The sequence below is a fragment of the Streptomyces sp. NBC_00271 genome, from assembly GCF_036178845.1.
In the GTDB taxonomy this organism is placed as follows: Bacteria; Actinomycetota; Actinomycetes; order Streptomycetales; family Streptomycetaceae; genus Streptomyces.
The window spans coordinates 5,958,339-5,984,449 of record NZ_CP108070.1 but is presented as its reverse complement, the minus strand read 5'-3'; the positions used below and the strand labels follow the sequence as shown (position 1 = coordinate 5,984,449).

The window sequence follows — 26,111 nt, the reverse complement described above, 5'->3', positions numbered from 1 at the left end:
GCCCCGTTGTCGCCATCCGTGGTGGCTCTGGCCGTCAGGCCAGCTGCGCCGGGGCCTCCATGGCGATGCGCTCGAAGACCTTCTCGTCCGCGGCGAAGTCCGAGTCGGGGATGGGCCAGTGGATCACGATGTCGGTGAAGCCCAGCTCCGCGTGCCGGCCCGCGAAGTCGACGAACGCGTCGAGGGACTCCAGCGGACGGCCACGGTCCGGGGTGAAGCCGGTGAGCAGGATCTTGTCGAGTTCGGACACGTCACGGCCGACCGCGGCGCAGGCGGCGGCCAGCTTCTCCACCTGTCCGTGAATGGCCTGAACCGACTGTTCAGGGGTGCCCGTTTCGTACAACTTGGGGTCGCCGGTCGTCACCCAGGCCTGTCCGTGGCGGGCGGCGAGCTTCATGCCGCGCGGGCCGGTGGCGGCCACCGCGAAGGGCAGTCGGGGCCGCTGGACACAGCCCGGGATGTTGCGCGCCTCGTGTGCCGAGTAGAAGTCGCCGTCGGAGGAGACCGAGTCCTCGGTGAGGAGGCGGTCGAGCAGCGGTACGAACTCGCCGAAGCGGTCGGCGCGCTCGCGCGGGGTCCAGGGCTCCTGGCCGCTCTTCAGAAGTGTCGTGGCGTCGAATCCGTTGCCGCCGGCGCCGATGCCCAGGGTGATCCGGCCGTTCGAGATGTCGTCGAGGGAGATCAGTTCCTTGGCGAGGGTCACCGGGTGCCGGAAGTTCGGCGAGGTCACGAGCGTGCCCAGACGGAGCCGGTCGGTGGCGGCGGCCGCGGCGGTGAGCGTGGGCACGGCACCGAACCAGGGGCCGTCCCGGAAGGTCCGCCACGACAGGTGGTCGTACGTGAACGCGGTGTGGAAGCCGAGCTGCTCCGCACGCTGCCAGGCGGCACGCCCGCCCTCGTGCCAGCGGAGGTACGGCAGGATCACAGTGCTCAGACGCAGACTCATGCATCGAGCGTAAGCGGAGCCGCGGGGTGGTCGTGGCCACCGCGTGATCGCTCCACCGGTGCCCCTTGGCCGGCCGGTCGGCGGACGATCAGTGTGGGCCGGGGAAGCGCAGGTACTTCGGCGGTACGGCCTCGGTGAGCCACACCCCGTTCGCGCTGACCCGGAAGGCATGGCCGTCGCGGTGCATGGCGGCGGCGTCCACGCCGAGCACGACGGGCCGGCCGCGGCGGGCGCCGACGCGGGTGGCGGTCTCGCGGTCGGGCGAGAGATGCACGTCGTGCCGGTTCATGGGCCGCAGGCCCTCGGCCCGGATCGCGTCCAGATTTTGGGCGACGGTCCCGTGGTAGAGGTAATCGGGCGGAGTCGCCGGGGGCAGTCCGAGGTCGACCTCGACGGAGTGGCCCTGGCTGGCGCGGATGCGGGTGCCCTCCACGGCGAAGCGCCGCTTGTCGTTCGTGGCCACCACATGGTCGAGCTCCTCGCGGGTGATCCGGAAGCCGTGCTCCGCCGCTGCCGCGATCAGCGTGTCGATCTCGACCCAGCCTCCCTCGCCGAGCGTGAGCCCGATCCGCTCGGGCTGATGCCGCAGATGCTTCGAGAGGTACTTCGACACCTTCACGGTGCGTCTTTCATCCATCGGTTCGTTCATTCTGCCAGCGTGCCTGGCGAGAGGCGGATCACGCATTTGATTTTGGCTCGGAGGTTTGATCCACAAGCAAGTCCGGTTATCCACAGGCGAATTGACGAATCTGTGGACAACGCGCGGAAGATTTAGGGTGTTTCACCAACAGCATTGTGATTGTTGTAATTTGAGGTGAGATGGTCCAACGTCCTGGCCTGGACCTCTCGTTCGACGGAAGCCACGACGAAGGCCGCCACCTGCCCGGAACCAACCAGGGTCTCCACGGCCCGCATTGTGGCGACCGGGAGCTGAACGGAACGCGTCTCGTCCGTAGCGACTTGGGACGGCCCCGCCCCAAGACGTTCACGCAGGTGTCGCGTCGCGAACAGCCGCATGGCGCGGGCCAGTTCCGCGTCCACCGTCTGCTGCGCGAGCGGTCGCAGACGGCGTACCAGGGAGGCCGCCTCGGCCGCTTCCGCGTCACTCGGCGGATGCTCACCGAGATAGCGCGCGAAGACGTGCTCGGTCGTGAACTCCAGGAAACGCGCGGCGATGTGCTCGACCTTGCCCCTCAACTCCCGCAGATGGCCCGAGATCGCGGACAGCGGAACGCCCGCCGCGTACAACTCCACTGCCACGGCGAGCTCTTGGGGGCTCGGGACCAGGTAGACCTCGCCCTCGCCGGGGACGCGCTCCAGCACTCCGAGCTCCACCGCCTCCGCCACCGCCGCGTCGTCCGGACTGCCACCGAACCGCTCGTCCAGCTCGGCCCGCGACATGCGCACGGCCTCCTCGTCGGTCCACGGTCCGTCGACCTCCGCGACCAGCCCGAGGATCCCGCCCAGCCCCCGGCCCGCGTCCCAGGCCTCCAGGAGTTCCTTGATGGAGGCCAGGGTGTAGCCGCGGTCCAGAAGGTCGGCGATCTGCCGCAGCCGGGCCAGATGCGCGTCCGCGTACACGTTGGCGCGACCGCGCCGCTCGGGGCGGGGGAGCAGCCCGCGGTCCTGGTAGGCGCGGATCGTCCGGACCGTGGCGCCGCTGTGATGCGACAGATCCTCGATGCGGTACGCGACCCGGACCGGCTCGTCGTTCACGCTGCCTGCCTCCCGACCTCCTGGGTACTACGCGTCGGCCCCGCGCGGCGAGCCCTCCTGCGAGGGATGGTACGACCGCCGCGGACAGCGGGACATGGCCGTGCCGAGCTCCTCCCGAGTGGGCAACAGGCCCTTGCGCACAGCCCTGTTGCGGGCATCCACGAGCCTCACAGCGGTGGCTCCATCCGCGCGATCGCGCGAAGCGCCCTCGGCGCCAGCCGGGACATCAGGCGGCCACCGCGCGCCTCGGGGGTGACGGGCACGACCGCCTGGTTGCGGACGACCGCGCGCAGGATCGCGTCGGCCACCTTCTCCGGCGGGTAGTTGCGCAGCCCGTACAGCCGCGCCGACTTCTTCTGGCGGCGCTTCTCCTCGCTCGCGTCCACCCCGGCGAAGTGCGCGGTCGAGGTGATGTTCGTGTTCACGAAACCCGGGCAGATCGCCGAGACGCCGATGCCCTGCCCGGCCAACTCCGCGCGCAGGCACTCGCTGAGCATCAGCACGGCCGCCTTCGAGGTGCTGTAGGCGGGCAGCGCCTTCGAGGGCAGGTACGCCGCCGCCGACGCGGTGTTGACGATGTGGCCGCCCTGCCCACGCTCGGCCATCTGCCTGCCGAAGAGCCGGCAGCCGTGGATCACGCCCCACAGATTGACGTCGAGAACCTTCTTCCAGTCCTCCGGAGTCGTGTCGAAGAAGGACCCGGACAGTCCGATCCCGGCGTTGTTCACCAGCACGTCCACCACGCCGTACTCGCCGGCGACCCTTTCGGCGAGCTTCTCCATGGCCTGCTCGTCGGAGACGTCGACCGTCTCGGCCCACGCTTCGGGGGAGCCGATCAGCCGGGACATCTCCGCCGTGCGCGCCGCGCCCTCCGCGTCCCGGTCGACGGCCACCACGCGCGCGCCGGCCTGGGCGAACGCCAGGGCGGTGGCCCGCCCGATGCCGCTGCCCGCGCCGGTGACCAGCACGAGCTGCCCGCCGAACCGGTCGGCGTACCTGCCCGAGCCGATGGTGTCCCGCAGCGGCACGCCGGCCTCGTTGGCGTGCACGAAGTCCGTGATCCAGGAGGCCAGTTGGTCGGGCCGCGTACGCGGGATCCAGTGTTTGTCCGGGAGGGTGCGACGCACCAGCTGCGGGGCCCACTCCTCCAGGTCGTCGTAGAGCCGCTCGGAGAGGAACCCGTCCCCCAGGGGCGTGACGAGCTGCACGGGCGCGTGCGCGTAGGCGTCCGGGCGTGGCCTGCTCAGCCGGGCCCGTACGTTGTCGCGGTACAGCCATGCGCCGTGCGCCGCGTCCGTCGGCAGCGAGGAGGTCGGATAGTCGCCCGCGGGCACCTTCTCGACCCGCCGCAGGATCTTCGGCCACTGCTTGCCGAGGGGGCCGCGCCAGGCGAGCTCCGGCAGCACGGGCGTGTGCAGCAGATACACGTACCAGGACTTGGCGCCCTGGCCGAGGAGCTGGCCGACCCGGCGCGGGGTGGGCCGCCGCACACGCCGCTTGATCCAGTGGCCGAAGTGGTCGAGGGACGGCCCGGACATGGAGGTGAAGGAGGCGATCCGGCCCTGGGTGCGCGCGACCGTGACGAACTCCCAGGACTGCACCGAACCCCAGTCGTGCCCCACCAGGTGCACCGGGCGGTCGGGGCTCACCGCGTCGACGACGGCCAGGAAGTCGTCCGTCAGCTTCTCCAGGGTGAACCCGCCCCGCAGTGGCTGCGGGGCCGTCGATCCGCCGTGGCCACGGACGTCGTACAGCACCACGTGGAAACGCTCCGCGAGGCGGGTCGCGACCTCGGACCACACCTCCTTGGAGTCCGGATAGCCGTGCACGAGCACCACCGTGGGCCTCGCCCGATCGCCCAGCTCGGCGACGCACAGCTCGATCCCGCCCGTCCGCACCCGGCGCTCGCGCGCGCCTTCGAGAGTCACGAGAGTCACTTCTCCTTCGTCCAGCGCCGCACGGTACGTGTCCGTAACGTGACACTGGCGAATGTGACAGTTGTTAGAGGCTGCGTCAATAGACTTGCGCGGCACCTGTGGACAACCGGTCCGATGTGGATAAACCCCCGCTGGTTGTTCGACTTCAGGGGGACCCCTACGGGCCCGTACGACTGGAGTCGGACGCGGATCCAGCTCCGTGGGTTGACGACCGCTGTGGCGTGCGCCACTACCTTCGACAACGTGACTGTGATCGCGACCGAAAGCCTGAGCAAGCGGTACCCACGGGTGACCGCTCTTGACCGGCTCTCCGTGGACGTCGGACCCGGTGTGACCGGACTCGTCGGAGCCAACGGAGCCGGCAAGTCCACACTGATCAAGATCCTGCTGGGTCTCTCCCCCGCCACCGAGGGCCGCGCCGAAGTGCTCGGACTCGATGTCGCCACCCAAGGCGGCGCCATCCGCGAGCGGGTCGGGTACATGCCCGAGCACGACTGCCTGCCCCCCGACGTCTCGGCCACCGAGTTCGTCGTCCACATGGCGCGCATGTCCGGGCTCCCGCCGGCCGCGGCCCGCGAGCGCACCGCGGACACCCTGCGCCACGTCGGACTGTACGAGGAGCGCTACCGCCCCATCGGTGGCTACTCGACGGGCATGAAGCAGCGCGTCAAGCTCGCGCAGGCCCTCGTCCACGACCCCCAGCTGGTCTTCCTCGACGAGCCGACCAACGGCCTCGACCCGGTCGGCCGCGACGAGATGCTCGGCCTGATCCGCCGTATCCACACCGAGTTCGGGATCTCGGTCCTGGTCACCTCGCACCTGCTGGGCGAGCTGGAGCGCACCTGCGACCACGTCGTGGTCGTCGACGGCGGCAAGCTGCTGCGGTCCAGCTCCACCACGGACTTCACCCAGACCACGACGACCCTCGCCATCGAGGTCACCGACACCGACGAGCACCCGGACGGCACCAGCGCGGTCCGCGAGGCGCTCCACGCGCGCGGGGTCGAGACCCACGACGGCAGCGGGCTGCCGGGCGCCGGCCACATCCTGCTGCTGACCGCCGAGGGCGAGGAGACCTACGACCTCGTCCGCGACATCGTCGCCGACCTAGGCCTCGGCCTGATCCGGATGGAACAGCGCCGGCACCACATCGCGGAGGTCTTCCGCGAGGAACAGACGGGCGGGACGGACGTGCAGGGCGTACGGAAGGAGGCAGTGGGCCATGGCAGTTGAGCAGTCCCTCACCCCCCGCGGTGAGCAGACCCGGATCCACGACATCGGCTACCGCCACTACGAAGGCCCGCGCCTGGGCCGCGCCTACGCCCGCCGCTCGCTGTACTCGCAGTCCCTGCGCGGCTCCTACGGCCTGGGCCGCTCGGTCAAGTCCAAGGTGCTGCCGATGCTGCTCTTCGTGGTGATGTGCGTTCCCGCACTCATCATGGTGGCCGTCGCGGTCGCCACCAAGGCGAAGGCCCTGCCGGTCGACTACACGCGCTACGCGGTCATCATGCAGGCCGTCATCGGCCTGTACGTCGCCTCCCAGGGACCGCAGTCCGTCTCGCGCGACCTGCGCTTCAAGACCGTGCCGCTGTACTTCTCACGCCCCATCGAGACCGTCGACTACGTACGCGCCAAGTACGCGGCGCTGGCCTCGGCGCTGTTCGTCCTGACGGCCGCGCCGCTGATCGTGCTCTACGTAGGGGCGCTTCTGGCGAAGCTCGACTTCGCCGACCAGACGAAGGGCTTCGGACAGGGACTGGTCTCCGTGGCGCTGCTGTCGCTTCTCTTCGCCGGGATCGGCCTGGTCATCTCGTCGATCACCCCGCGCCGCGGCTTCGGCATCGCGGCCGTCATCGCGGCGCTGACCATCTCCTACGGAGCCGTGTCGACCGTCCAGGCCATCGCCTTCGAGCAGTCCAGTTCCTCGGCCGTGCCCTGGCTCGGCCTCTTCTCTCCCATCACGCTCATCGACGGGGTGCAGACGGCCTTCCTCGGCGCCACCTCCGCCTTCCCCGGCGGGGAGGGCCCCTCGTCCGGACAGGGAGTCGTCTACCTCGTCGTCGTCCTGGGGCTCATCGCGGGCTCCTACGGCCTCCTGATGCGCCGCTACCGAAAGGTCGGGCTGTGACCACGCTCAACATCGACCATGTCTCGCGCTGGTTCGGCAACGTGGTGGCGGTCAACGACATCACGATGACGATCGGCCCGGGCGTCACCGGCCTGCTCGGCCCGAACGGCGCCGGGAAGTCCACCCTCATCAACATGATGGGCGGCTTCCTCGCCCCCTCCACCGGCACCGTCACCCTCGACGGCCGACAGGTCTGGCGCAATGAACAGATCTACAAGCACATCGGCATCGTCCCGGAGCGCGAGGCGATGTACGACTTCCTCACGGGCCAGGAATTCGTCGTAGCCAACGCCGAGTTGCACGGCCTTGGAGCGAAGGCCGCCCAGCGGGCGCTCGCCACGGTCGAGATGGAGTACGCGCAGGACCGCAAGATCTCGACGTACTCCAAGGGCATGCGGCAGCGCGTGAAGATGGCCTCCGCGCTCGTCCACGACCCGTCCCTGCTGCTGCTCGACGAGCCCTTCAACGGCATGGACCCGCGCCAGCGCATGCAGCTCATGGACCTGTTGCGCCGCATGGGCGACGAGGGCCGCACGGTGCTGTTCTCGTCCCACATCCTCGAAGAGGTCGAACAGCTCGCCGCCCACATCGAGGTGATCGTCGCCGGACGGCACGCGGCCAGTGGCGACTTCCGCCGCATCCGGCGCCTGATGACCGACCGCCCGCACCGCTACCTGGTGCGCTCCAGCGACGACCGGGTACTGGCCGCCGCGCTGATCGCCGATCCGTCGACGTCCGGCATCGAAGTGGACCTGGCCGAGGGCGCGTTGCGCATCCAGGCGGTCGACTTCGGCCGGTTCACGGCGCTGCTGCCGCGCGTCGCGCGCGAGCACGGCATCCGGCTGCTCACGGTCTCGCCGTCCGACGAGTCCCTCGAGTCCGTCTTCTCGTATCTCGTCGCGGCGTAGGAGGCCAAGATGTACGACCCCACAGTCGCCCGGCTCACCTATCGAGCCCTGCTCGGCCGCCGCCGGGCCCTCATCCTCTGTGCGCTGCCCGTCCTGCTCATCGTGATCTCCGCGGCCGTCCGCAGCTTCGCCGGAGCCGACGACCAGGTGGCATCGGACCTGCTCGGCGGCTTCGCGCTCGCCACGATGGTGCCGATCATCGGCGTCATCGCCGGCACCGGCGCGATCGGCCCCGAGATCGACGACGGCTCGGTGGTGTATCTGCTGGCCAAGCCCCTGAAGCGGCCGACGATCATCTTCACCAAGCTGATCGTCGCGATCGCCGTCACCATGGCGTTCTCCGCCCTGCCGACGTTCATCGCGGGCATGATCCTGAACGGCAACGGCCAGCAGGTCGCCGTCGCCTACACCGTGGCGGCGCTGGTCGCCTCGATCGCGTACGCCGCGCTGTTCCTGCTGCTCGGGACGGTCACCCGGCACGCGGTGGTGTTCGGGCTCGTCTACGCGCTGGTCTGGGAGGCCCTGTTCGGGTCGCTGGTGTCCGGCGCGCGCACGCTCAGCGTCCAGCAGTGGGCGCTCGCCGTGGGCCACAAGGTCACCGGCGGCGACCTCGTCACCTCGGACGTGGGCCTGCCCACCGCGACGGTGCTCCTGGTCCTGGTCACCGTGCTCGCCACCTGGTACGCCGGGCAGCGGCTGCGGTCGCTGACGCTGGCCGGCGAGGAGTGAGCCGGGGGTGCCACGCGCGCGTGCCGGTTGTCGCCACGCACGCGCGCGTGGCGCCCCCTTGTTTCTTGACAGTGGCTTCACCTCTGTCCCGGCACACTGGGCAGAGGGACGCGCGGCTAGGAGGAACGGGGATGGCGGAACCGCAAGGTGAGGGACAGAGGGAGACCGAGGACGTCTGGGACGACCTCGTACTGGACGAGAGCTTCATACGCTCGGCGGAGACGACCGAACCGTCCGCCCGCGCCCGTATGCTCGCCGCCCGCTGGCGCGAGGGGGGACCCGACCCGCAGCCCTGGCGCTCCGACGAGCCGCCCGCGGGGTGGTTCTTCAGCAAGGCACGTCGGCGCAGGTGGCGCCGCCGATAACCCCCCTTTGAGCCGCCGAAGACCCCCCTTTGAGGGGCGGCTTTATTCAGTGGCGCCCAAGTCGGCCTACGGGCACAGTGGTTATGTCCACGTCGCCGCATCGAGTCGGCGCCACGTTCTGGGAGAGGAGCGCGACGATGCCCATGAGTAGCAGTCCGTCGAGCTCCCTACAGGGCAGCCCGCGGCAGGCTCAGGAGTAGTTACCCCTCCGTGGAGCCCGCCCGCACGGGGGGCTGCCCGGGGCGGCCGCTTCGAGCGCGCGTACGCCGCGCGGGCCGCCCACCCGGAGGATTGGCCGAGAGGTAAGGCACCGGCTTGCTAAGCCGTGGTCGGGGTCAACCCCGCGCGCGTTCGATCCGCGCATCCTCCGCGAGACGTTGTCACAGGGACTCGGCAGGGTCGGGGCCTGACGGGGCATCCGGCGCCCGCAGGCTGTGCCCTCACCCGCTATCCCAGCAACCGCTCCAGCACCACCGCGATGCCGTCCTCCTCGTTCGAGGACGTCACCTCGTCCGCGACAGCCTTGAGCTCGTCGTGGGCGTTCGCCATCGCCGCGCCGTGGGCCGCCCAGGCGAACATCGGGATGTCGTTGGGCATGTCACCGAAGGCGATCGTGTCCGCGGCCTTCACACCGAGCCGACGGGCGGCGAGGGACAGCCCCGTGGCCTTGGAGAGGCCGAGGGGAAGGAGTTCCACTATCCCCGCGCCCGCCATGGTGACGCCGACCAGGCCGCCCGCGACCTTGGCGGCCACCGCGGCCAGTTCGTCGTCGGAGAGCGTGGGGTGCTGCACGTACACCTTGTTCAGAGGGGCCGACCAGAGGTCCGTCGCGTCCCTGATCGGGACGACCGGGAGCGAGCCGTCCTGCCTGCGGTAGCCGGGGCCGACCAGCACCTCGCCGTCGAGCCCGTCGCGGCTCGCGGCCAGCAGCAGCGGGCCGACCTCCGCCTCGATCTTGGCGAGCGCGAGCCCGGCCAGCTGCCGGTCCAGCGTCACCGAGGTGAGCAGCCGGTGCTCCCCCGCGTCGTACACCTGTGCGCCCTGGCCGCACACCGCGAGGCCCTCGTAGCCGAGGTCGTCGAGGATGTGCCGGGTCCAGGGCACCGCGCGCCCGGTGACGACGATGTGCGCGGCGCCCGCCGCGGTCACCGCGGCGAGTGCCTCACGCGTGCGCTCCGAGACCGTCTCGTCGGAACGCAGCAGCGTGCCGTCGAGATCGGTCGCGACGAGCTTGTAGGGGAACGATCCGGTCGGACCCGTGGAACCGGTCGGACCGGTGGATCCGGTCGACCCGGCGGCGGCGGTCACTTGGAGATCGGCTCCAGAACCTCACGGCCGCCCAGGTAAGGACGCAGCACCTCGGGCACCCGCACGGAGCCGTCGGCCAGCTGGTGGTTCTCCAGGATCGCCACGATCGTGCGCGGGACGGCGCACAGCGTGCCGTTCAGCGTGGCGAGCGGCTGGACCTTCTTGCCGTCGCGCATGCGCACGGACAGGCGGCGGGCCTGGAAGCCGTCACAGTTCGAGGCCGAGGTCAGCTCGCGGTACTTGCCCTGGGTCGGGATCCACGCCTCGCAGTCGAACTTGCGGGACGCGGAGGAACCGAGGTCGCCCGAGGCCACGTCGATGACCTGGAAGGGCAGCTCGAGGCCGGTCAGCCACTGCTTCTCCCAGTCCAGGAGCCGCTTGTGCTCGTTCTCCGCGTCCGCGGGGTCGACGTACGAGAACATCTCGACCTTGTCGAACTGGTGCACACGGAAGATGCCGCGGGTGTCCTTGCCGTAGGTGCCGGCCTCGCGGCGGAAGCACGGCGAGAAGCCGGCGTAGCGCATCGGGAGCTGGTCGGCGTCGAGGATCTCGTCCATGTGGTACGCCGCGAGCGGGACCTCGGAGGTGCCGACCAGGTAGTAGTCGTCCTTCTCCAGGTGGTACACGTTCTCCGCGGCCTGGCCGAGGAAGCCGGTGCCCTCCATGGCGCGCGGGCGGACCAGGGCCGGGGTCAGCATCGGGATGAAGCCGGCCTCGGTGGCCTGCGCGATCGCCGCGTTGACGAGGGCGAGCTCCAGGAGCGCGCCGACACCCGTCAGGTAGTAGAAGCGCGAGCCGGAGACCTTGGCGCCCCGCTCGACGTCGATGGCGCCGAGCGCCTCGCCGAGCTCCAGGTGGTCCTTGGGCTCGAAGCCCTCGGCACCGAAGTCGCGGATCGTGCCGTGCGTCTCCAGGACGACGAAGTCCTCCTCGCCGCCGACCGGGACGTCCGGGTGGACCAGGTTGCCGAGCTGGAGGAGCAGACGCTTGGTCTCCTCGTCCGCCTCGTGCTGTTCGGCGTCGGCGGTCTTGACGGCGGCGGCGAGCTCCCCGGCCTTCTTCAGCAGCTCGGCCTTCTCGTCGCCGGATGCCTTGGGGATCAGCTTTCCGAGCGCCTTCTGCTCGGATCGGAGCTCGTCGAAGCGGACGCCGGACGACCTGCGCCGCTCGTCGGCGGAGAGGAGGGAGTCGACGAGGGCGACGTCCTCTCCACGGGCGCGCTGGGAGGCGCGAACACGGTCGGGGTCCTCACGGAGCAGGCGAAGGTCAATCACCCCTCAAGGCTACCGGTGCGCGCTTCCGGCCATCGACTCGATATTCCGCTCCGTCACTTCTGTGACGTTATGAGTGAAATGCCGTATCGATATTCCTTGATCGCCAATGATCACCCATGAGTGCCGATCCGCGTCAATAAAAGGGACGGTACTCCCTGAAACGGGGCAGACGGTAATCAGGGGGTTGACTGGATTCCCTTGTGGAGAGCGGTACTTGAGGAGGGGTTGTCCACAGGGATTCACGCCCCCGCAGAGTTATCCACAGGCTGTGCGGAAGATCTGTGGACTTCGGAGGTGATCGTTCCGAAAGCCGCATGTGGGGCGAAGGATTCCCGGGTCAAACCATCCGTACACCCACGTTCGAGTGGAAATGCTTCGCTCCAAAGGATTGATCAAGGGAAAAGAGTGGACGAGGGGTGACGTGCGGGGCTGTGGACGAACTTGGGCCCTGTAGGCCGATTTGTCGACGATGTAGTGCTTCGTTGTCGACTTGTCCCCAGGTCGAGAAGCACACCTGTGGATAACGTCTGTGGATGACGAAAATCGGCAGGTAGGACTGGTGGAATGTGGAGAAGAGCAGTGGAAAAGCCCGCGCCGACGAGCCGCCGACGCGGGAACCCGAAGGGGCCTGATCCGCTCTAGAACCGTCCGTCCTGGCAGCGCGCCAGCCAGTCCGACGCCGCCGAGAACGCACTGTCGGATGTTCCGGGCCGCAGCGGCCGTACGTCCTCCAGGGCGACCCCGGCCCGCGGATAGGACCCGAGGAAGCGCACCTGGGGGCTGATGCGCTTGAGGCCCATCAGCGCCTCGCCCACACGGCGGTCGGTGATGTGGCCCTCGGCGTCCACGGAGAAGCAGTAGTTGCCGATGCCCTGGCCGGTCGGCCGTGATTCGATCCGCATCAGGTTGACGCCGCGCACGGCGAACTCCTGGAGCAGTTCGAGCAGCGCACCCGGGTGGTCGTCGCCGAGCCAGATGACCACGGACGTCTTGTCGGCGCCGGTCGGGGCCGCGGGCCGGGCCGGACGGCCGACCAGTACGAAGCGGGTCTCGGCGTTCGCCGCGTCGTGGATCTCGGTGACCAGCGGCTCGAGCCCGTAGGTCGCCGCCGCGAACTCGCCCGCGAAGGCCGCGTCGTACCGGCCCTCCTGGACCAGCCGGGCACCGTCCGCGTTCGAGGCCGCCGACTCCCACACGGTGTTCGGCAGGTGGGCGCCGAGCCAGTTGCGTACCTGCGGCTGGGCGACCGGGTGGCCGGTGACCGTCTTGATGTCCTTCAGGGCCGTGCCGGGCCTGACCAGCAGGGCGAAGGCGATCGGCAGGACGACCTCGCGGTAGATCATCAGCGGTTCGCCCTTGGCGAGCTCGTCGAGGGTGGCGGTGACACCGCCCTCGACCGAGTTCTCGATCGGGACGAGGGAGCCCGCGGCCTCGCTCGCGCGCACGGCGTCGAGCGCGGCCGGCACGGACACCATGGGTACCAGCTCCCGTGTCGCGGCTTCCGGGAGCGTACGGAGGGCGGCCTCGGTGAACGTTCCCTCGGGGCCGAGATAGGTGTAGCGCGTCGCCGACATACCCGTCACCCTAATGGGCCGCCACCCGCACGGATCACCCTTCCAGCAGCCGCTGCCCGACGTACTCCCCCTCCGCCGCCCCACCCGGCACCGCGAACAGCCCGCTCGCCTCGTGGCGGATGAAGGTCGACAGGGCGTCGCCGCGGTCGAGCTTGCGCTGCACCGGGACGAAGCCACGCAGCGGATCCGCCTGCCAGCAGACGAAGAGCAGGCCCGCGTCGGGCACCCCGTCCGTGTCGAAGCCGTCGTGGAAGGAGAACGGGCGGCGCAGCATCGCGGCGCCGCCGTTCTGGTCGGGCCGGGTGATCCGGGCGTGCGCGTTGAGGGGGACGACCAGGTTGCCGTCGGCGTCGGTCTTGTCGAGGTTCATCGCGGTCGTCTCCGCGCCACCGGTCAGCGGCGCCCCGGTGGATTTCTTCCGCCCTACGACGTCCTCCTGGGCCTTGACCGACAGCTTCTCCCAGTCGTCCAGGAGCATCCGGATGCGGCGTACGACTGCGTAGGAGCCGTTCGCCATCCAGGCCGGGTCGCCGGCGGCCGGCACGAAGATACGCCGGTCGAAGTCGGACTCGGACGGCTTCGGATTACGGGTGCCGTCCATCTGGCCCATCAGGTTGCGGGCCGTCATCGGCTGGGCCGTGGCGCCGGGCGAGCGGTTGAAGCCGTTCATCTGCCAGCGCACCCGGGCCGCGCTGCCCGCGTCCTTCTGGAGCGTGCGCAGGGCATGGAAGGCGACCAGGGCGTCGTCGGCGCCGATCTGCACCCACAGGTCGCCGTTGCTGCGGGCCTTGTCGAGGTGGTCGGAGGAGAAGTCGGGCAGTGGGTCGAGGGCGACCGGGCGTTGCTTTTCCAGACCAGTCCGGGCGAAGAAGCTGTTTCCGAAACCGAAGGTGACCGTCAGGGACGACGGTCCGGCGTCACGGGCGACGTCCGTGTCGTCCTGCGCGGCAGCCTCGCCCGCCATCAGCCGCTGGGCCGTCGTCGACCAGCGGCGCAGCAGTGCGGCGGCCTCCTTGCGGCCCGCGCCCGCGGCCAGGTCGAAGGCGACGAGGTGGCCACGGGCCTGGAGAGCGGTGGTGATGCCGGGCTGATGTTTCCCGTGAAACATCACCGTGTCCGCGCCGAGCGAGGTCAGGGGCGCGGCCTTGTCGGCGGCGGGCGCTGCCGCGTACCCGGCGGCACCTCCGGCCGCGCCCAGGGCGAGTCCGGTGGCACCGGCGGTGCCGAGGAGCCGGCGCCGGGAAAAGACCCCGCCAGAAGAGGGCTTCTGGGAAACGGCCTCTCCTGGAGGGGTCTTTTCCGTGGTGGCTTCCGGAGTGGGCTGGTCAGCCATGGTGAGGTTCAGCCGATCTTCGCGTTCTTGGTGACGGTCGTCTGGTCGATGTCGGAGGTGCGCACGGTCACCGCGATCTCCCAGTCGCCCGCCATGGGGATCTGCACCCCGATCGCCGACCAGTGGCCGGTGGCGATGCGGTCGGGGGTCACGGGCAGCGGGCCGATCTTCTTGGCCGCCAGGGTGAAGGCGACCTTCACCTCGAGGACGTCGAAGGCCTTGCCGTTCGGTCGTTCCACGAAGACGTGCATCTCGTTGCCGCCGACGCGGGCCGGGTCGAGGGTGACCTCCGCGGTGCCCTTGCCGTCCTGGCCGCCCGTGTCGAACGGGAGCTTCAGGGAGAGCGGCCCGGACCGCTGCGAGGAGGACGAGGTGGCCTGCTGGGCCGCCTCCTCCGTGCGCCCCGGCTCGGTGGACGTCAGCACGGTCGTCACGGCCAGCAGGACGACGGCGACGCCGGCCTCGGCGAGCACCGAGCGGCGCAGGCCCGCCCGGGCCGGGTCGGCGTCGCGGAGGCGCTTTTGACGCGCGGTGGCCACGGCGGCCTGCTGCCGGGCGAGTTGAGCGGCGCGCCGGGAGTTTCCGGAGTTCGAGCCCGCGGAGTTCGAGCCCCCGGAGTTCGCGTCCCTGGAATCCGAGTCCGTGGAATCCGAGCCCTCGGAGCTGGAGTCCCTGGAATTCGCGGGCACCTTCGTCGGCTGCTTCGTCCGCAGTTCGGCGAGAGCCGTCGCCCCGGCTGTCCTCCCGGCTTTGGCCCCGGCCGTCGCCATGGCCTTCGTCCGCGGCGCCTCGGACAACTGCGCCGTCCAGCGCCGCGAGATCCACGCGATGCCGACGAGGACCGCCACCAGGCCGATCTTGATGAGCAGCAACTGTCCGTACCACGTTCCGGTCAGCGCCGACCACGAGCCGACCTGGCGCCAGGACTGGTAGATCCCGGTCGCGGCCAGCACGGTCACGCTGCCGAACGCGAGGCGCGAGAAGCGCCGTACGGCCACCGCGTCGATCTGTGTCTCGGCGGGCGCCCGGAACAGCGCCACGAGCAGCGTCGACAGGCCGCCCAGCCAGACGGCGACCGCCAGCAGGTGCAGCACGTCGACGGGCATCGCGAGGCCCGCCTGGATACCGGTGGAGGCGTGCTCGGCCATCGCCCAGCTCGCCGCCAGGCCCGCCGCGACGACGGCGCCGCCGATCGCGAGCCCGAAGGTGAGGTCCCTCTTCTCGGCATCGACATCGACACCGCCCTTGTCGGACCCGTCGTCCTTGCCGGACGCGTCGGCCTCGTCCCGCCGCGCGTACGCCCCGAAGAGCACCGCGATGAACAGCGCGCCCGCGGCGAGCAGCAGCAGCCGCGAGACCAGTGCCGCGCCCGACTTGGTCTGCAGCACCTGCCCGAGCAGCGTCAGGTCGAAGATGTCGCCGACCTTGCCGGAGCCGACGTAGGAACCGCGCAGGAGCAGCAGCGCGAGGGTGGCGCCGGTCAGCGCGAGCCACCCGGAGACCACGAGCCGTTGCACCGGACGGACCCCGGCGCCGCGCTGCCAGCAGGCCAGTACGAAGGCCGCGCCACCCACCAGAAGGATGAATCCGGCGTACGAGACATACCGCCCGATCCCATAGAGCGCGCCGACGACTCCGCCGCCCACGGCAGGGTCGGAGAGCGCGACGGAGGTCTGCGAGGGCGCGCCGACGGAGAAGGTGAAGGCGCCCGAGACGGGATGGCTGTCCGCGGACACCACCTGGTAGGTGACGGTGAACGTGCCATCGGGCAGCCCCGAGTGGAGCTTCACTCCGTAGGTGGTGCCGCCCAGGTCGGTCGTCTTGCCGGTGTCGACGCGCTTGCCCTTGGGGTCGAGCACGCGCACCGAGCCGTCGGACATCGCGACCTTCTCGGAGAACGTCAGCGAGACCTGGGTGGGTGCCCGGCTGACCACCGCTCCCTGCTGGGGGTCGCTGCCGGTCAGCGCGGCGTGCGCGGAGGCGGGCGCCGCGCCGGCCAGGACCGCGCCGATCACGGCGAGGAGCAGCAACAGCAGTACCCGTACCCGAAAAGCGACCCCTCCAGTGGTGGTGGCAGCCGCACGGGGAGCGATGGTCTGTGTCACGGTGATCCCTCCCTCAGTGCCCGGTCTTGGGGTTGTACGTCGCGGACTTCACCGGCATGGAGACCTTCACCGTGCCCGCCTTGGCGAAGTGCAGCGTCACCGACACCTTCTCGCCCTCCAGAGGCTTGTGGGTCAGCTTTTCGAACATGAGGTGGTTGCCGCCGCTCGCGAAGTCGAGTGACCCGTCGGCGGGCACGGCGAACGACTTCTGCTCCTCCATCGCGCCGCCCTTGGTGGAGTGCAGCGTGACGTCGGGGGCGAGGTCGCTGGTGACGGAGGTCAGGGTGTCGGCGCCGCCGGAGTTGGTGACGGTGAAGAAGCCCGCCGCCATGGTGTCCATGACGGGGGCGGGCATGTAGGCGCCGGTGATCTTCAGTTCGGGCTTGCCCGCGTTGTTCGAGGGGGAGTCGTCGGAGCCGCAGCCCGCCAGCGCCAGCGCCAGCGCCAGCGCCGTGGCCGTCAGCGCCACGCATCCCGCGAGGCGCCTCGAAGGGGCTCCGGGTCGGCTCACGGATTCTCTCCCTTGATGAGCTTGGGGAGGTCCTTGGTGTAGTCGTCGACGGTGGCGTCCTCGCCGTAGATCACATAGCCCCCGTCGGTCTTCGGCGAGAACGCGATGACCTGGGTGCCGTGCACCGAGACGAGCTTGCCGTTCTTGTCCTTCGCCGTCGGCTCGATGGAGATGCCCAGGGTGCGGGCGCCCGCCTGGATGGTGGGGAAGTCGCCGGTGAGGCCGACGAAGGTGGGGTCGATCCCCTTGAGCCACTTGCCGAGCGCGGCGGGGGTGTCGCGGGCCGGGTCGGTGGTGACGAACACGACCTTGAACTTGTCCTGTTCGGCCTTGGGCAGCTGCTTCTTGGCGACGGCGAGGTTGCTCATCGTCGTCGGGCAGACGTCGGGGCAGTGGGTGTAGCCGAAGTAGATCAGCGTCGGAACGCCCTTGGTCTCGGCCCGGAAGTCGTACTTCTTGCCGTTCGTGTCGGTGAGGACGAGGTCGGGCTTCTCGAACGCCTTGTCGAGGACCGTGGCGGCCTTGCCCGTGCCGGCCTCGGCGGACACGTCGGCGACCGGCTTGTTGCTGTCGTCGCCGCTGCCGCAGGCGGAAAGGGTCAGTGCGGCGGCGGCGAACAGGGCGGCCGCGGCATACGTCTTCTTGCGCATAGAAAAATGTCCCAGATGTGAGGGCTCCGGTGTGCACCGGGGTCGTACGACCTCTTTGACGAGGGCGTACGACCTGCCGGTGCACAAAGGAGGGGTGCGGTGGGCCTCAGGCCTCGGTGCGCCGACGGCCGGCCAGAACGCCGTACGCCACGCCCGCCGCGCCGACGACGATGCCGACGACACCGAGGACGCGCGCGGTGGTGTCACTGCTGTCCGCGGAGGAGGCGGAGGTGGACGAGGCGGGGGCCGTCGTCGAGGTGTCGGAGGCATCCTTGGCGGTACCGGAGGACCCGTGGTGGCCGTCCGCGGACGCTTCGGAGAGCGTGAGCACCGGAGCCGGGTTCTCGGGCTCCTCCTGGCCCTCCTGCTGCGGCTCGATCCAGCGCACGACCTCCTTGTTGTCGTACGACTGGATCGCCTTGAAAACGAGCTCGTCGGTGTCCTCGGGGAGCGCGCCGACGGAGAGCGGGAACTTCTGGAAGAAGCCCGGCTCGATGCCCTTGCCGGTGGCGGTCCAGGTGACCTTGCTGACGGCCTCGGAGATCTTCTCGCCGTGCATCGTGAGCGGCTTGGCCAGCTTGGTCTTGGTGACCTTCACGGACCAGCCGTCGAGGGGCTGAGGCATGACGGAGGCGAGCGGGTGGTCGGTCGGGAAGTTCACCTCGACCTTGTTGGTCGAGGCGTTGTCGCGCTCGTTGGGGACCTTGAAGTCGACGACGGCGTAACCGCCCTTGGCGGCCTCGCCCTCCGGCTGCACGCTGACGTGCGCGAAGGCGGGGGCGGAGACGGCAAGGACGGCCGAGGCGGCGACGGCAACGGCGGCGGCGATACGGGAAGCCTTCATGGAAGAGAGCACTCCACTTTCAGTCCGATGAGAAGAGAAGGGGGGTGCGCGTGCGACAGGTGCGACGGGCCCCTGGGGGTGTTTTCGCGTGCACGCGCGCGTGCCGCACGACGGCATCCCCTTCGGATCCTTCGGATCGGTCCGGACGGATCGTTCGGATCGGTCCGGCGGAGTGGCGCGTCGTGTCAGGCGGCGAGGACGAGAGCGCTGGAGTGGGGCGGTCCGCGGCGGACGACGCTGTGCTGGAGCTCGGCGGTACGGGGCTCGGGCGGCCTCAGAAGTGCGGTGCGCCGGGCGCGCGGTGTCGCGTCGGGCGTACCCGGCAGTCCGGCCCGCAGGGCGCGCACGAGCGCGAGCGCCCCGCGCAGGGACCGTACGAGCGCCCCTTCCGCGACTCCGTGAGCGGACAGCCGCATCAGCCGCAGCAGCGCCAGATCACCACGGCGCAGCACCCAGCCGGCGGCGACGGCCGCGAGGACGTGGCCGAGCAGCATCGGCAGGGAAGGCCACACGGACATCGAGGACCCCGTGGCGGCCGACATCGAGTCCGAGGAGTGGGGCATGGCCATGGACATGGACGGGGTCGTGCCCGTGTCGAGCCGTGCGGCGGCGAGGATCTTCATGGCCTGAGCCGGGCTGATCGCCGCCGCGGTCGTGCCGCACACGAGGCGTGCGGCACGTTCCACGAGTGAGGTGTCGGCCATCGACATGGAACCCGAGCCCGCCGTGGCGGTCCCGGCGACCCCGAAGAGCGTGTGCAGGGCGGTCTGACCGCCCGCGAGCAGCGCGGCGATGCCCGGCAGCGAACGCTCCCGTCCCGCCAGCGCGGCGGCGACGGCGAAGACCGCGAGGAATCCGGCGCCGAGCGTCCACAGCGGGACGGTGGCGCAGGAGGCGAGCCCATGACCGGCCGCGGCCAGCACGACACAGACCGCGGCGAACACCGCGGCCCGCAGAATCCGGAGCTCGTGTCCGGAGCGCGCCCTGCGCTGGTGGGGGGCAGTCATGGCGGGCTCATCATCGCACTCGACCCACCCGCTCCCTACGGCAGGTCCGCAAGATGACGGTCCGCGAGACCTGGTCCGGAAGATCACGATCTGGGCTGAACCACCCGCACATACACCGATCGTTGTCGCGTGCGCATCCGCCGTATGGGCGGCATCACGTCATGCAGGCGATTGCGCACAGGTGCTTGCGGCAATACGTAACGGTATGTCGAGCCGCGGCCGGGAGGCTGGAGCATGAGCATCTGGTGGTCACTCCATTTGCGGCGTGAAGCTGCGAGCGTTCCGCTCGCCAGACGTCTGCTGCTCGGCACGATGGAGACGGCGGGTGTCGATCCGGACGTCTCGTACGACCTCTCCGTGGCTCTCACCGAGGCTTGTGCCAACGCCGTGGAGCACGGTGGCGACGCCGCTCCCGGTACCGCGTCCGAGGCCTATCGGGTCACCGCCTACCTCGACGGCGAGAAGTGCCGCATCGAGGTCTCCGACTCCGGCCCGGGCTTCGCCCCGGGCCGTGCGCGTCCCGCGCTCCGCCCGGTCCGCGGCGACGCGGAGCACGGCCGGGGACTCTGCCTGATCCGGGAACTCGCCGATCACGTCCAGATCGGCAACGAGCCGGGGCGGGGTGGCGCGGTGGTCAGCTTCGACAAGATCCTCAAGTGGAAGAAGGACGCGCCGCTGATGGCGGTTTAGCGCCCGGGCGGGAACGGATCGCCGAGGCGGTCTCGCGGATCGTCAAGGCGGTCTCGCCCAGCGGGAGTTCGGCCCTGACCTCGAAGCCGCCTCCGGGCCGGGGCCCGGCCCGAAGGCGGCCGCCCACGGACTGGGCGCGTTCGCGCATGCCGACGAGACCGAAGCCGCCGCCCGGGACCGGCGGTGTGGGCGGGGCGGACCCGATGGTGCCTCCGTCGTCGGCGACCGTGAGGGTCAACCGGTCGTGGGCGTAGGCGAGCCGGACCCGGGCGGTCTTGGTGGTCGCGTGTTTGGTGACGTTGGTGAGCGCTTCCTGCACGATCCGGAACGCGGTGAGATCCGCCGCCGGGGTGAGCTGCCGGGGTTCCCCCTCGGTGCTGACGGTGACGTCGAGACCGGCGGACCGGAAGGAGGCGGTCAGGTCGGCCAGGCGGGCGAGTCCGGGAGCGGTCGGCGAGGATGCGCCCTCGGTGTCCTCGGTGGTGTCTGCGGTGTCCTCGGTGCCCTCGTGCCGCAGCAGGCCGACGGTGTCCTTGAGTTCGCGCAGCGCCGCGGAGGTGGTGGTGGCGAGGTCGGCGAGGATCTTGTGGACCTGGTCGGGCTGGCCGCGCAGAAGGTGGGCGAGGGTGCCGGCCTGGGCGTTGGCCAGGGCGAGGTGCTGGGCGGTGACGTCGTGCAACTCGCGGGCGATGCGCAGCCGCTCCTCGGCGACCCGGCGCCGGGCCTCCTCCTCGCGGGTGCGCTCGGCGTGCTCGGCGCGGGCCCGGACGGCGTCCAGGTAGGCGCGCCGGAGCCGGACCGCGCTGCCCAGAGCCGTCGGCATCAGCACCCAGGCGGCGGGGCCGACCGTCTTGAGGTCCAACGGGCGGTCGGCGGGCCCGGCGATGAGCTCCGTGGCCATCAGGAGCGCGGCGACACCGAAGGCGTAGCTCCTGCGCAGGGCGTTGTGCTCGGTGCGGAGGGCGAACGAGTAGAGCGCCACCATGAGCGGCCCCAGCGACAGCACGGTGAGCAGCCGGCCCTGCGCGGCCGAGGTCACGGCGGCGGCGGTGGTCAGGGCCAGTGCGCTGCGCGGGTGGTCGCGGTGGAAGAGCAGGGCGGCGCAGGAGACACAGGACAGGAGCGCGGCGGTCCACCACGGGGCGGCCGGGTCGGGGGAGCCGGTGGCGACGTACAGGCTGCCGGGAAAGGAGACGGCGAACAGCAGCAGGGCCGTTGTCGTGTCCTGGGCGCGGGGACTGCTTCGTACGTGTCGCTGCCAGTTGGCGATCATCACCGGTTCCTGTCGGGGGTACGGGGCGAGGGCCGCCCGTGTTCGGCACGGGCGGCCCTCCGGCGCGCGGGGACGGTCAGACGCGGGCCGGTTCCCGTGCGGCCGGGTCGGCGTGCGCCGGGGGCGCCGGGGCGATCGCGGACTGCTGGGTGAGCTTCATGGACCTTTTCCTTCGGCGGGGAGTCTGTAGAGGCGTGAGCTTCCGGATTCAACGATCCCGTCGGAAGCTCGCCGCCACGAGTGAGTGCTCTCCCGAACCTGTGGTGTGGCGGGCTACACCATCTATCTGGAGCCTGCTCTCCCGCGCAGCCGCACCAGGCGTGCCTAGCCTGGACGGCATGGGAACGACAGTGCGGCAGGCGGCGCGAGCCACGGTCCAAGGGGGACGGGCCGCCGTACTGGCGTTCGGCTCGATCATCTTCATCACGGTGCTGCTGCTCACGGCCGTCGCCACCCTCGTGGTGGTCGGTGCCGGACTGCTGCCCGAGACGGTGCTCCTGGTGCGCCGCTTCGCCGGCGCCAAGCGGCGCCAGGTCGCCGAGTGGACGGGCCGGGAGATCCCTCCCCGAGGCGTACCAGCGCGTCGAGGGTCCGCTCCGCCGGCGGCTGCGCACGGCGGTCCGTGACCCGGGCACCTTCAACGACCTGCGCTGGATGGTCGCCCACTACGCCTACGGCTTCCTGAGCGTCCTCGCGCTGCCGCTGTGGCCGGCCGGCCTGCTCGTCGACGGCGTACGACAGGGTCTACTGGGCCGTTCACCGCTGGTCCTGCCGCTGATCAGCCGTCTCGCGGACCTCGACGCCGCCTGGTCCACCGCCCTGCTCAAGCCCTCACCCAAGGCCCTGCTCGTGGAGCGGGTCGAGGAACTGACCGAGACCCGGGCGGGCGCGGTCGCCGCGCACGAGGCCGAACTGCGCCGCATCGAGCGGGACCTGCAGGAGGGTACGCAGGCGCGGCTGGTGTCGCTCTCCGTGCGGATCGGCATCGCCAAACGGGCGTACGAACGTGACCCGGACGCCGCCCGCAAACTCCTCGACGACGCCCAGGACCAGGTCGAAGAGGCGCTCACGGAACTGCGTCACGTCGTCCGTGGCATCCACCCGCCGATCCTCACCGACCGTGGACTCGTCGGGGCGGCGCGGGCGTTCGCGGCGAGCAGCGGACTCGACGTGACCATGGACGTGGACGGTCTGGAGGACGGGGCGCAGAGCGGGGCCCGGGCCCCCGCGACGATCGAGGCGGCCGCGTACTTCGTGCTGGCCGAGGCGCTGACGAACGCGGGCAAGCACAGCGCCTCGGAGCGGGCGGAGGTCCGGCTCGCCCGTATGCCGACGGGGCTGCGCGTGGTCGTCCGCGACGAGGGCCGCGGCGGCGCCGACGAAGCGGCCGGTTCGGGACTGATCGGTATGCGACGGCGGGTCGCCGCGCTCGACGGGGCCGTGCGTCTGACCAGCCCTGCCGGGGGGCCGACGCTGATCGAGGTGGACCTGCCGTACGCGTGGTGACGCCCTCGGCGTTTCGGCGACACCTTTGGCGTTTTCGTGCTCCCTGGAGAGGGCGATTTTCCGTCGACTTCAGCTTTCTCAGAATTCTTACCCTCCTCACAGCCCCACCCCATGCCCCTGACGGTTGCCCTTCCTAGCTTTCCGATCATGACGAGAAGCCACAAAGACACTTCGGTCACCCGGCGCCGTGCGCTCGCGGTGACGGGCGGCACGGTCGCCGCGGGCGGGCTCGCGGTCGCCGGCTACCAATCGGCGTTCGCCGACGAGACGACCACCGCCACCGACGCCGAGGCGACCGCCTCGGCGACCTCCATCAGCAGCGGCCAGTGCGTGCTGATGTCCAGCGTCACGGAGGGGCCGTACTACCTGGACGGCGCTCTGGTGCGCAAGGACATCACCGAGGGCAAGGGCGGCGTCCCGCTGACGCTGCGCATCACCGTGCAGGACACCACCGACTCCTGCGGCCCGGTCGCGGGTGCGGCCGTGGAGATCTGGCACTGCGACGCCTGGGGCTACTACTCCGGCTACACCACCGCCAGCCCCGGCGGTTCCGCGCCCGCCGAGAGCGAGGACGGCTCGACGGCGAACGACCAGACCTACCTGCGCGGCTACCAGGTCGCCAACGCCAACGGGGTCGTCAAGTTCGAGACGATCTTCCCCGGCTGGTACACGCCCCGCACCACGCACATCCACGTCAGGGTGCACACCGGCGGCGAGAAGGCGGACGGCACCTACGAGGGCGGCAAGGTCAACTTCACCGGCCAGTTCTTCTTCGACGACGACGTCGCCGCCGAGGTCCAGGCCCTGGAGCCGTACTCCAAGCACACCGGCAGCTACACCAAGCTCGCCGACGACATGGTGTACGACGGCGGCGGCGCCTCCAGCGGGCTGCTCACCCTGAAGCCGGTCCACAAGAAGGACCCGTCCAAGGGCTTCAAGGGGTCCATCATCCTGGGCATCGACCCCGACGCCGAGAGCACCGGCGCGGGCAGCGGTGGCGGTGGTACGCCCCCGAGCGGCGCGCCGACCGGTACGCCGCCGACCGGTACGCCGCCGAGCGGTGCCCCGAGCGACGCCCCGAGTGACAGTGCCAGTCCGTCCGCCTCGGCGTCCTCATAGCGTTCGCGCGTGAGCAGCCGCGAGGACGAGACGCTGGCGCGGGCCGCCGTGGCCGCGCTGACAGGGCAACTGGAGCTCACCCCCAAGCCCGGCCTGCCCGATTCGCGCGATCTCGGCGCCCGGGCCACCCGCCAGGACCTGTGTTCCCTGCGCTGGTCGGCCAAGGCGCTGACGCCCGGCCTCGCGGCCATGGCGGCCGCCGCCCGCCGCATCGGCCGGCCCACGCCCGAACTCCGTACGGAACTGGGCGCGATCGGCCGGTCCACCGAACACTCGGTGACGCTGGCGGGCGGTGGCCACCGCGGGGCGCTGTGGGTCCTGGGCTTCCTGGTCGCGGCGGCGGCCCTGGAGCCGGGGGCCAAGGGTTCCGAGGTCGCCGCCACCGCCAAGCGGATCGCGACGCACCCCGACCGGCGGGCGCCGCGGCGGCCCTCCCGGGGGTCGTCCATGTCCGCGAAGTACGGCGCGGCCGGGGCGCGGGGCGAGGCACGCGCCGGATTCCCGCACGTACGACGGGCGTTGGACGCGCTCGCCGCCTCCCGCTCCGCCGGCGCGTCCGAGCCGTACGCCCGGCTCGACGCCCTCCTCACCGTCATGTCCACGCTCCAGGACACCGAGTTGCTGTACACGGCGGGCCCGCACGGGCTCCGGCACGTCCAGGCGGGTGCCCGGGGCGTGCTGGAGGCGGGCGGTACGGCGACGGAGGCCGGCCGCGCGGCTCTGGCCGCCTTCGACGACGACCTCCACACGCGCGCGTGGAGCCCCCGTGGCACGGGGGGACTGCTCGCGGGCGCCCTGTTCGTGGACTCGCTTCCGGTGGTGGTCAGTTCGCCGGTACGGGTTGCTGCTTGACCCGGTCCTGCGTCTGATTCCCGTCCCGGTCCCGGTCCGGGGCTTGGGTCCGATTCCCGTCCCGGTCCTGGTCCCGGCGGTGGGCTGTCACCTCGTGCGTGGCGGCCCATCGCACCGCCGGTCCCATCCCGTACGACGCCCCCAGCATCAGTCCCCCCAGCAGCAGCCACCCTGGCGTGCCCCAGCCCACCAGCAGCGCGGTCAGGACCAGCGGGCCTGCGGTACGCGCCACCGTGACGCCCGTGCCGAAGAAGCCCTGGTACTCGCCCATGCGGTCGGCCGGGGCGAGGTCGAAGCCCACCTGCCAGGAACCCGCCGACTGCTGCATCTCGGCGACCACCTGGAGCACCGCGCCCGCCACCAGGACCCCGGCCGCGACCCACGGCGAGGCACCGGCCGACAGCGCGAAGACCGCGCAGGACACCAGCATCACGAGCCCGGAACGGCGTATCGCGCGCGTGGCCGAGGCGAGGCCCGTGACACCGCGCGCCATCCGCACCTGAAAGACCATCACCGCACCGGTGTTGAGGACGAACAGCGCGGAGACCAGCCAGGCGGGCGCCTGGGTGCGCTCGGTGATCCACAGCGGGATGCCCAGACTGAGCAGCGGCATCCGGAGCAGGAGCACGGTGTTGAGGAATGTGACGAGCACGTACGGGCGGTCGCGCAGGACACCGGCCCCGTGACCGCGCCGTACGGTCACGCGCGGCACGGACGGCAACCGCAGCAGCACACCCGCGCAGAGCAGGAAGCTCACCGCGTCCAGCGCGAACACTCCGAGATACGCGTCGCGTGTTCCGGCGTGCAGTGCGAGCCCGCCGAGGCCCGCCCCCACCGCAAGACCGGCGTTGAGGGTCGACTGAAGATGGGCGAGCAGCCCGGTCCGCTCCCCGGCCGGTATCAGCCCGGCGAGCAGCGCCTGCCGGGCCGCCCCGAGCCCCGACTGTGCGGAGGCGTACGCGCAGGCCGCGAGGACGAAGGGCAGGAAGCCGCGGACCACCAGGAAGGACGCCACCGCCGCTCCGGTCGCGACGGCCAGCAGTACCGCCGTGCCACGGGGCCCGCGCCGGTCGGCGAGCCGCCCCAGCGGTACGCCCACAAGGGAGCCGATCGCCCAGGCGACGGTCAGCCCGAGCCCCACGCGTGCGGGGGCCAGCCCCACGACATGCGTGAAGTACAGCGCGGAGGTCACGTAATAGGCGCCGTCCCCCACGGAGTTGGTCAGCTGGGCGAGGGCCAGGACGCGTTGCGGTCCCGCGGGCGGGACGAGGCGGCTCGACTGCGCGGATGCTGCCGGATTCGTCATGGCTTCGACGCTACGGGCCCGGTGGACCCG

The 26,111-nt window shown here is 70.8% G+C and carries 23 protein-coding genes, 1 tRNA gene and 1 pseudogene; 10 read left to right on the top strand and 15 right to left on the bottom strand.

The window, feature by feature from the left end:
• Positions 1-34: 34 nt before the first annotated feature.
• The 4 genes from OG798_RS27330 to OG798_RS27315 form a co-directional block, all read right to left on the bottom strand.
• On the bottom strand, positions 35-946 hold the full coding sequence (locus OG798_RS27330; RefSeq protein WP_095853727.1) for an LLM class flavin-dependent oxidoreductase: 912 nt from the start codon (positions 944-946) through the stop codon (positions 35-37).
• Positions 947-1,034: 88 nt separating this feature from the next.
• Positions 1,035-1,583: an RNA 2'-phosphotransferase gene (locus tag OG798_RS27325; RefSeq protein WP_121415623.1), complete on the bottom strand. Its 549-nt coding sequence runs from the start codon at positions 1,581-1,583 to the stop codon at positions 1,035-1,037.
• A gap of 134 nt (positions 1,584-1,717) precedes the next feature.
• Positions 1,718-2,662 (bottom strand): MerR family transcriptional regulator, encoded by a 945-nt coding sequence (locus OG798_RS27320; protein WP_121415624.1) that lies wholly within the window; start codon positions 2,660-2,662, stop codon positions 1,718-1,720.
• A gap of 167 nt (positions 2,663-2,829) precedes the next feature.
• A complete protein-coding gene (locus OG798_RS27315) occupies positions 2,830-4,590 on the bottom strand; it encodes an SDR family oxidoreductase (RefSeq protein ID WP_328760087.1) in 1,761 nt (586 codons plus the stop codon).
• 258 nt (positions 4,591-4,848) lie between these two features.
• Between OG798_RS27315 and OG798_RS27310 the strand changes: the two genes are divergently transcribed.
• The 6 genes from OG798_RS27310 to OG798_RS27285 all read left to right on the top strand — a co-directional run bounded on the left by OG798_RS27310 (position 4,849) and on the right by OG798_RS27285 (position 9,099).
• Positions 4,849-5,832, top strand: coding sequence for an ABC transporter ATP-binding protein (locus OG798_RS27310; protein ID WP_097227540.1), 984 nt, complete (start codon positions 4,849-4,851; stop codon positions 5,830-5,832).
• A complete protein-coding gene (locus OG798_RS27305) occupies positions 5,822-6,727 on the top strand; it encodes an ABC transporter permease (protein ID WP_328757849.1) in 906 nt (301 codons plus the stop codon). Before OG798_RS27310 ends, OG798_RS27305 begins: the two co-directional genes overlap by 11 nt.
• Positions 6,724-7,635 (top strand): ABC transporter ATP-binding protein, encoded by a 912-nt coding sequence (locus OG798_RS27300; protein WP_054236923.1) that lies wholly within the window; start codon positions 6,724-6,726, stop codon positions 7,633-7,635. Before OG798_RS27305 ends, OG798_RS27300 begins: the two co-directional genes overlap by 4 nt.
• 9 nt (positions 7,636-7,644) lie before the next feature.
• Positions 7,645-8,364 carry an ABC transporter permease gene (locus tag OG798_RS27295; protein WP_095853732.1) on the top strand — a complete coding sequence of 240 codons (720 nt, stop codon included), beginning with the start codon at positions 7,645-7,647 and terminating at the stop codon, positions 8,362-8,364.
• 131 nt (positions 8,365-8,495) lie between these two features.
• The gene (locus tag OG798_RS27290; protein WP_095853733.1) at positions 8,496-8,729 is read left to right on the top strand and encodes an SGM_3592 family protein; all 234 of its coding nucleotides are present in this window, start codon (positions 8,496-8,498) and stop codon (positions 8,727-8,729) included.
• A gap of 285 nt (positions 8,730-9,014) precedes the next feature.
• Positions 9,015-9,099, top strand: a tRNA-Ser gene (locus OG798_RS27285).
• A 77-nt stretch (positions 9,100-9,176) separates the two neighbouring features.
• Here the strand turns inward: OG798_RS27285 and OG798_RS27280 are convergent.
• The 9 genes from OG798_RS27280 to OG798_RS27240 form a co-directional block, all read right to left on the bottom strand.
• Positions 9,177-10,037 carry an HAD family hydrolase gene (locus OG798_RS27280; protein WP_328757845.1) on the bottom strand — a complete coding sequence of 287 codons (861 nt, stop codon included), beginning with the start codon at positions 10,035-10,037 and terminating at the stop codon, positions 9,177-9,179.
• Positions 10,034-11,311, bottom strand: a complete 1,278-nt coding sequence (gene serS, locus OG798_RS27275; RefSeq protein WP_095853735.1) for a serine--tRNA ligase — start codon at positions 11,309-11,311, stop codon at positions 10,034-10,036. Before serS ends, OG798_RS27280 begins: the two co-directional genes overlap by 4 nt.
• Before the next feature lie 638 nt (positions 11,312-11,949).
• Positions 11,950-12,885, bottom strand: a complete 936-nt coding sequence (gene pheA / locus OG798_RS27270) for a prephenate dehydratase (protein WP_267062308.1) — start codon at positions 12,883-12,885, stop codon at positions 11,950-11,952.
• Between the two features lie 34 nt (positions 12,886-12,919).
• Entirely contained in the window at positions 12,920-14,218 is a 1,299-nt protein-coding gene (gene efeB / locus OG798_RS27265; RefSeq protein ID WP_328757841.1) for an iron uptake transporter deferrochelatase/peroxidase subunit, read from the bottom strand.
• A gap of 8 nt (positions 14,219-14,226) precedes the next feature.
• Entirely contained in the window at positions 14,227-16,323 is a 2,097-nt protein-coding gene (locus OG798_RS27260) for a copper resistance CopC/CopD family protein (RefSeq protein WP_443053851.1), read from the bottom strand.
• Between the two features lie 13 nt (positions 16,324-16,336).
• The gene (locus OG798_RS27255) at positions 16,337-16,834 is read right to left on the bottom strand and encodes a copper chaperone PCu(A)C (protein ID WP_443053850.1); all 498 of its coding nucleotides are present in this window, start codon (positions 16,832-16,834) and stop codon (positions 16,337-16,339) included.
• Positions 16,831-17,484, bottom strand: coding sequence for an SCO family protein (locus tag OG798_RS27250; protein ID WP_095853738.1), 654 nt, complete (start codon positions 17,482-17,484; stop codon positions 16,831-16,833). The genes OG798_RS27255 and OG798_RS27250 overlap by 4 nt, the downstream gene beginning before the upstream one ends.
• Before the next feature lie 106 nt (positions 17,485-17,590).
• A complete protein-coding gene (locus OG798_RS27245) occupies positions 17,591-18,328 on the bottom strand; it encodes a YcnI family copper-binding membrane protein (RefSeq protein WP_097225393.1) in 738 nt (245 codons plus the stop codon).
• Positions 18,329-18,513: 185 nt separating this feature from the next.
• Positions 18,514-19,335 carry a hypothetical protein gene (locus tag OG798_RS27240; protein WP_328757839.1) on the bottom strand — a complete coding sequence of 274 codons (822 nt, stop codon included), beginning with the start codon at positions 19,333-19,335 and terminating at the stop codon, positions 18,514-18,516.
• Positions 19,336-19,569: 234 nt separating this feature from the next.
• Here OG798_RS27240 and OG798_RS27235 point away from each other — a divergent pair, with 234 nt between their 5' ends.
• Positions 19,570-20,025: an ATP-binding protein gene (locus OG798_RS27235; protein ID WP_054236932.1), complete on the top strand. Its 456-nt coding sequence runs from the start codon at positions 19,570-19,572 to the stop codon at positions 20,023-20,025.
• On the opposite strand, the gene OG798_RS27230 is transcribed toward OG798_RS27235, so the two are convergent.
• Positions 19,988-21,298, bottom strand: coding sequence for a sensor histidine kinase (locus OG798_RS27230; protein WP_328757836.1), 1,311 nt, complete (start codon positions 21,296-21,298; stop codon positions 19,988-19,990). The two genes, OG798_RS27235 and OG798_RS27230, sit on opposite strands and share 38 nt — an antisense overlap.
• A 338-nt stretch (positions 21,299-21,636) precedes the next feature.
• On the opposite strand from OG798_RS27230, the pseudogene OG798_RS27225 reads away from it, so the two are divergent.
• The 3 genes and pseudogenes from OG798_RS27225 to OG798_RS27215 all read left to right on the top strand — a co-directional run bounded on the left by OG798_RS27225 (position 21,637) and on the right by OG798_RS27215 (position 24,775).
• Positions 21,637-22,804: pseudogene (locus OG798_RS27225) on the top strand (sensor domain-containing protein).
• A gap of 147 nt (positions 22,805-22,951) precedes the next feature.
• Positions 22,952-23,923 carry an intradiol ring-cleavage dioxygenase gene (locus OG798_RS27220; protein WP_328757834.1) on the top strand — a complete coding sequence of 324 codons (972 nt, stop codon included), beginning with the start codon at positions 22,952-22,954 and terminating at the stop codon, positions 23,921-23,923.
• 9 nt (positions 23,924-23,932) lie between these two features.
• On the top strand, positions 23,933-24,775 hold the full coding sequence (locus OG798_RS27215; RefSeq protein ID WP_328757832.1) for a triphosphoribosyl-dephospho-CoA synthase: 843 nt from the start codon (positions 23,933-23,935) through the stop codon (positions 24,773-24,775).
• Here OG798_RS27215 and OG798_RS27210 read toward each other — a convergent pair.
• Positions 24,747-26,081, bottom strand: a complete 1,335-nt coding sequence (locus tag OG798_RS27210) for an MFS transporter (RefSeq protein WP_121415638.1) — start codon at positions 26,079-26,081, stop codon at positions 24,747-24,749. The genes OG798_RS27215 and OG798_RS27210 overlap by 29 nt on opposite strands.
• Between the last annotated feature and the right edge of the window lie 30 nt (positions 26,082-26,111).

What these genes read in the sequence shown, in the direction of transcription:
- OG798_RS27330 (WP_095853727.1), bottom strand. Translation starts at nt 946, where the DNA reads ATGAGTCTGCGTCTGAGCACTGTGATCCTGCCGTACCTCCGCTGGCAC.
- OG798_RS27325 (WP_121415623.1), bottom strand. Translation starts at nt 1,583, where the DNA reads ATGGATGAAAGACGCACCGTGAAGGTGTCGAAGTACCTCTCGAAGCAT.
- OG798_RS27305 (WP_328757849.1), top strand. Translation starts at nt 5,822, where the DNA reads ATGGCAGTTGAGCAGTCCCTCACCCCCCGCGGTGAGCAGACCCGGATC.
- OG798_RS27295 (WP_095853732.1), top strand. Translation starts at nt 7,645, where the DNA reads ATGTACGACCCCACAGTCGCCCGGCTCACCTATCGAGCCCTGCTCGGC.
- OG798_RS27290 (WP_095853733.1), top strand. Translation starts at nt 8,496, where the DNA reads ATGGCGGAACCGCAAGGTGAGGGACAGAGGGAGACCGAGGACGTCTGG.
- pheA (WP_267062308.1), bottom strand. Translation starts at nt 12,885, where the DNA reads ATGTCGGCGACGCGCTACACCTATCTCGGCCCCGAGGGAACGTTCACC.
- efeB (WP_328757841.1), bottom strand. Translation starts at nt 14,218, where the DNA reads ATGGCTGACCAGCCCACTCCGGAAGCCACCACGGAAAAGACCCCTCCA.
- OG798_RS27250 (WP_095853738.1), bottom strand. Translation starts at nt 17,484, where the DNA reads ATGCGCAAGAAGACGTATGCCGCGGCCGCCCTGTTCGCCGCCGCCGCA.
- OG798_RS27245 (WP_097225393.1), bottom strand. Translation starts at nt 18,328, where the DNA reads ATGAAGGCTTCCCGTATCGCCGCCGCCGTTGCCGTCGCCGCCTCGGCC.
- OG798_RS27240 (WP_328757839.1), bottom strand. Translation starts at nt 19,335, where the DNA reads ATGACTGCCCCCCACCAGCGCAGGGCGCGCTCCGGACACGAGCTCCGG.
- OG798_RS27235 (WP_054236932.1), top strand. Translation starts at nt 19,570, where the DNA reads ATGAGCATCTGGTGGTCACTCCATTTGCGGCGTGAAGCTGCGAGCGTT.
- OG798_RS27230 (WP_328757836.1), bottom strand. Translation starts at nt 21,298, where the DNA reads ATGATCGCCAACTGGCAGCGACACGTACGAAGCAGTCCCCGCGCCCAG.
- OG798_RS27220 (WP_328757834.1), top strand. Translation starts at nt 22,952, where the DNA reads ATGACGAGAAGCCACAAAGACACTTCGGTCACCCGGCGCCGTGCGCTC.
- OG798_RS27210 (WP_121415638.1), bottom strand. Translation starts at nt 26,081, where the DNA reads ATGACGAATCCGGCAGCATCCGCGCAGTCGAGCCGCCTCGTCCCGCCC.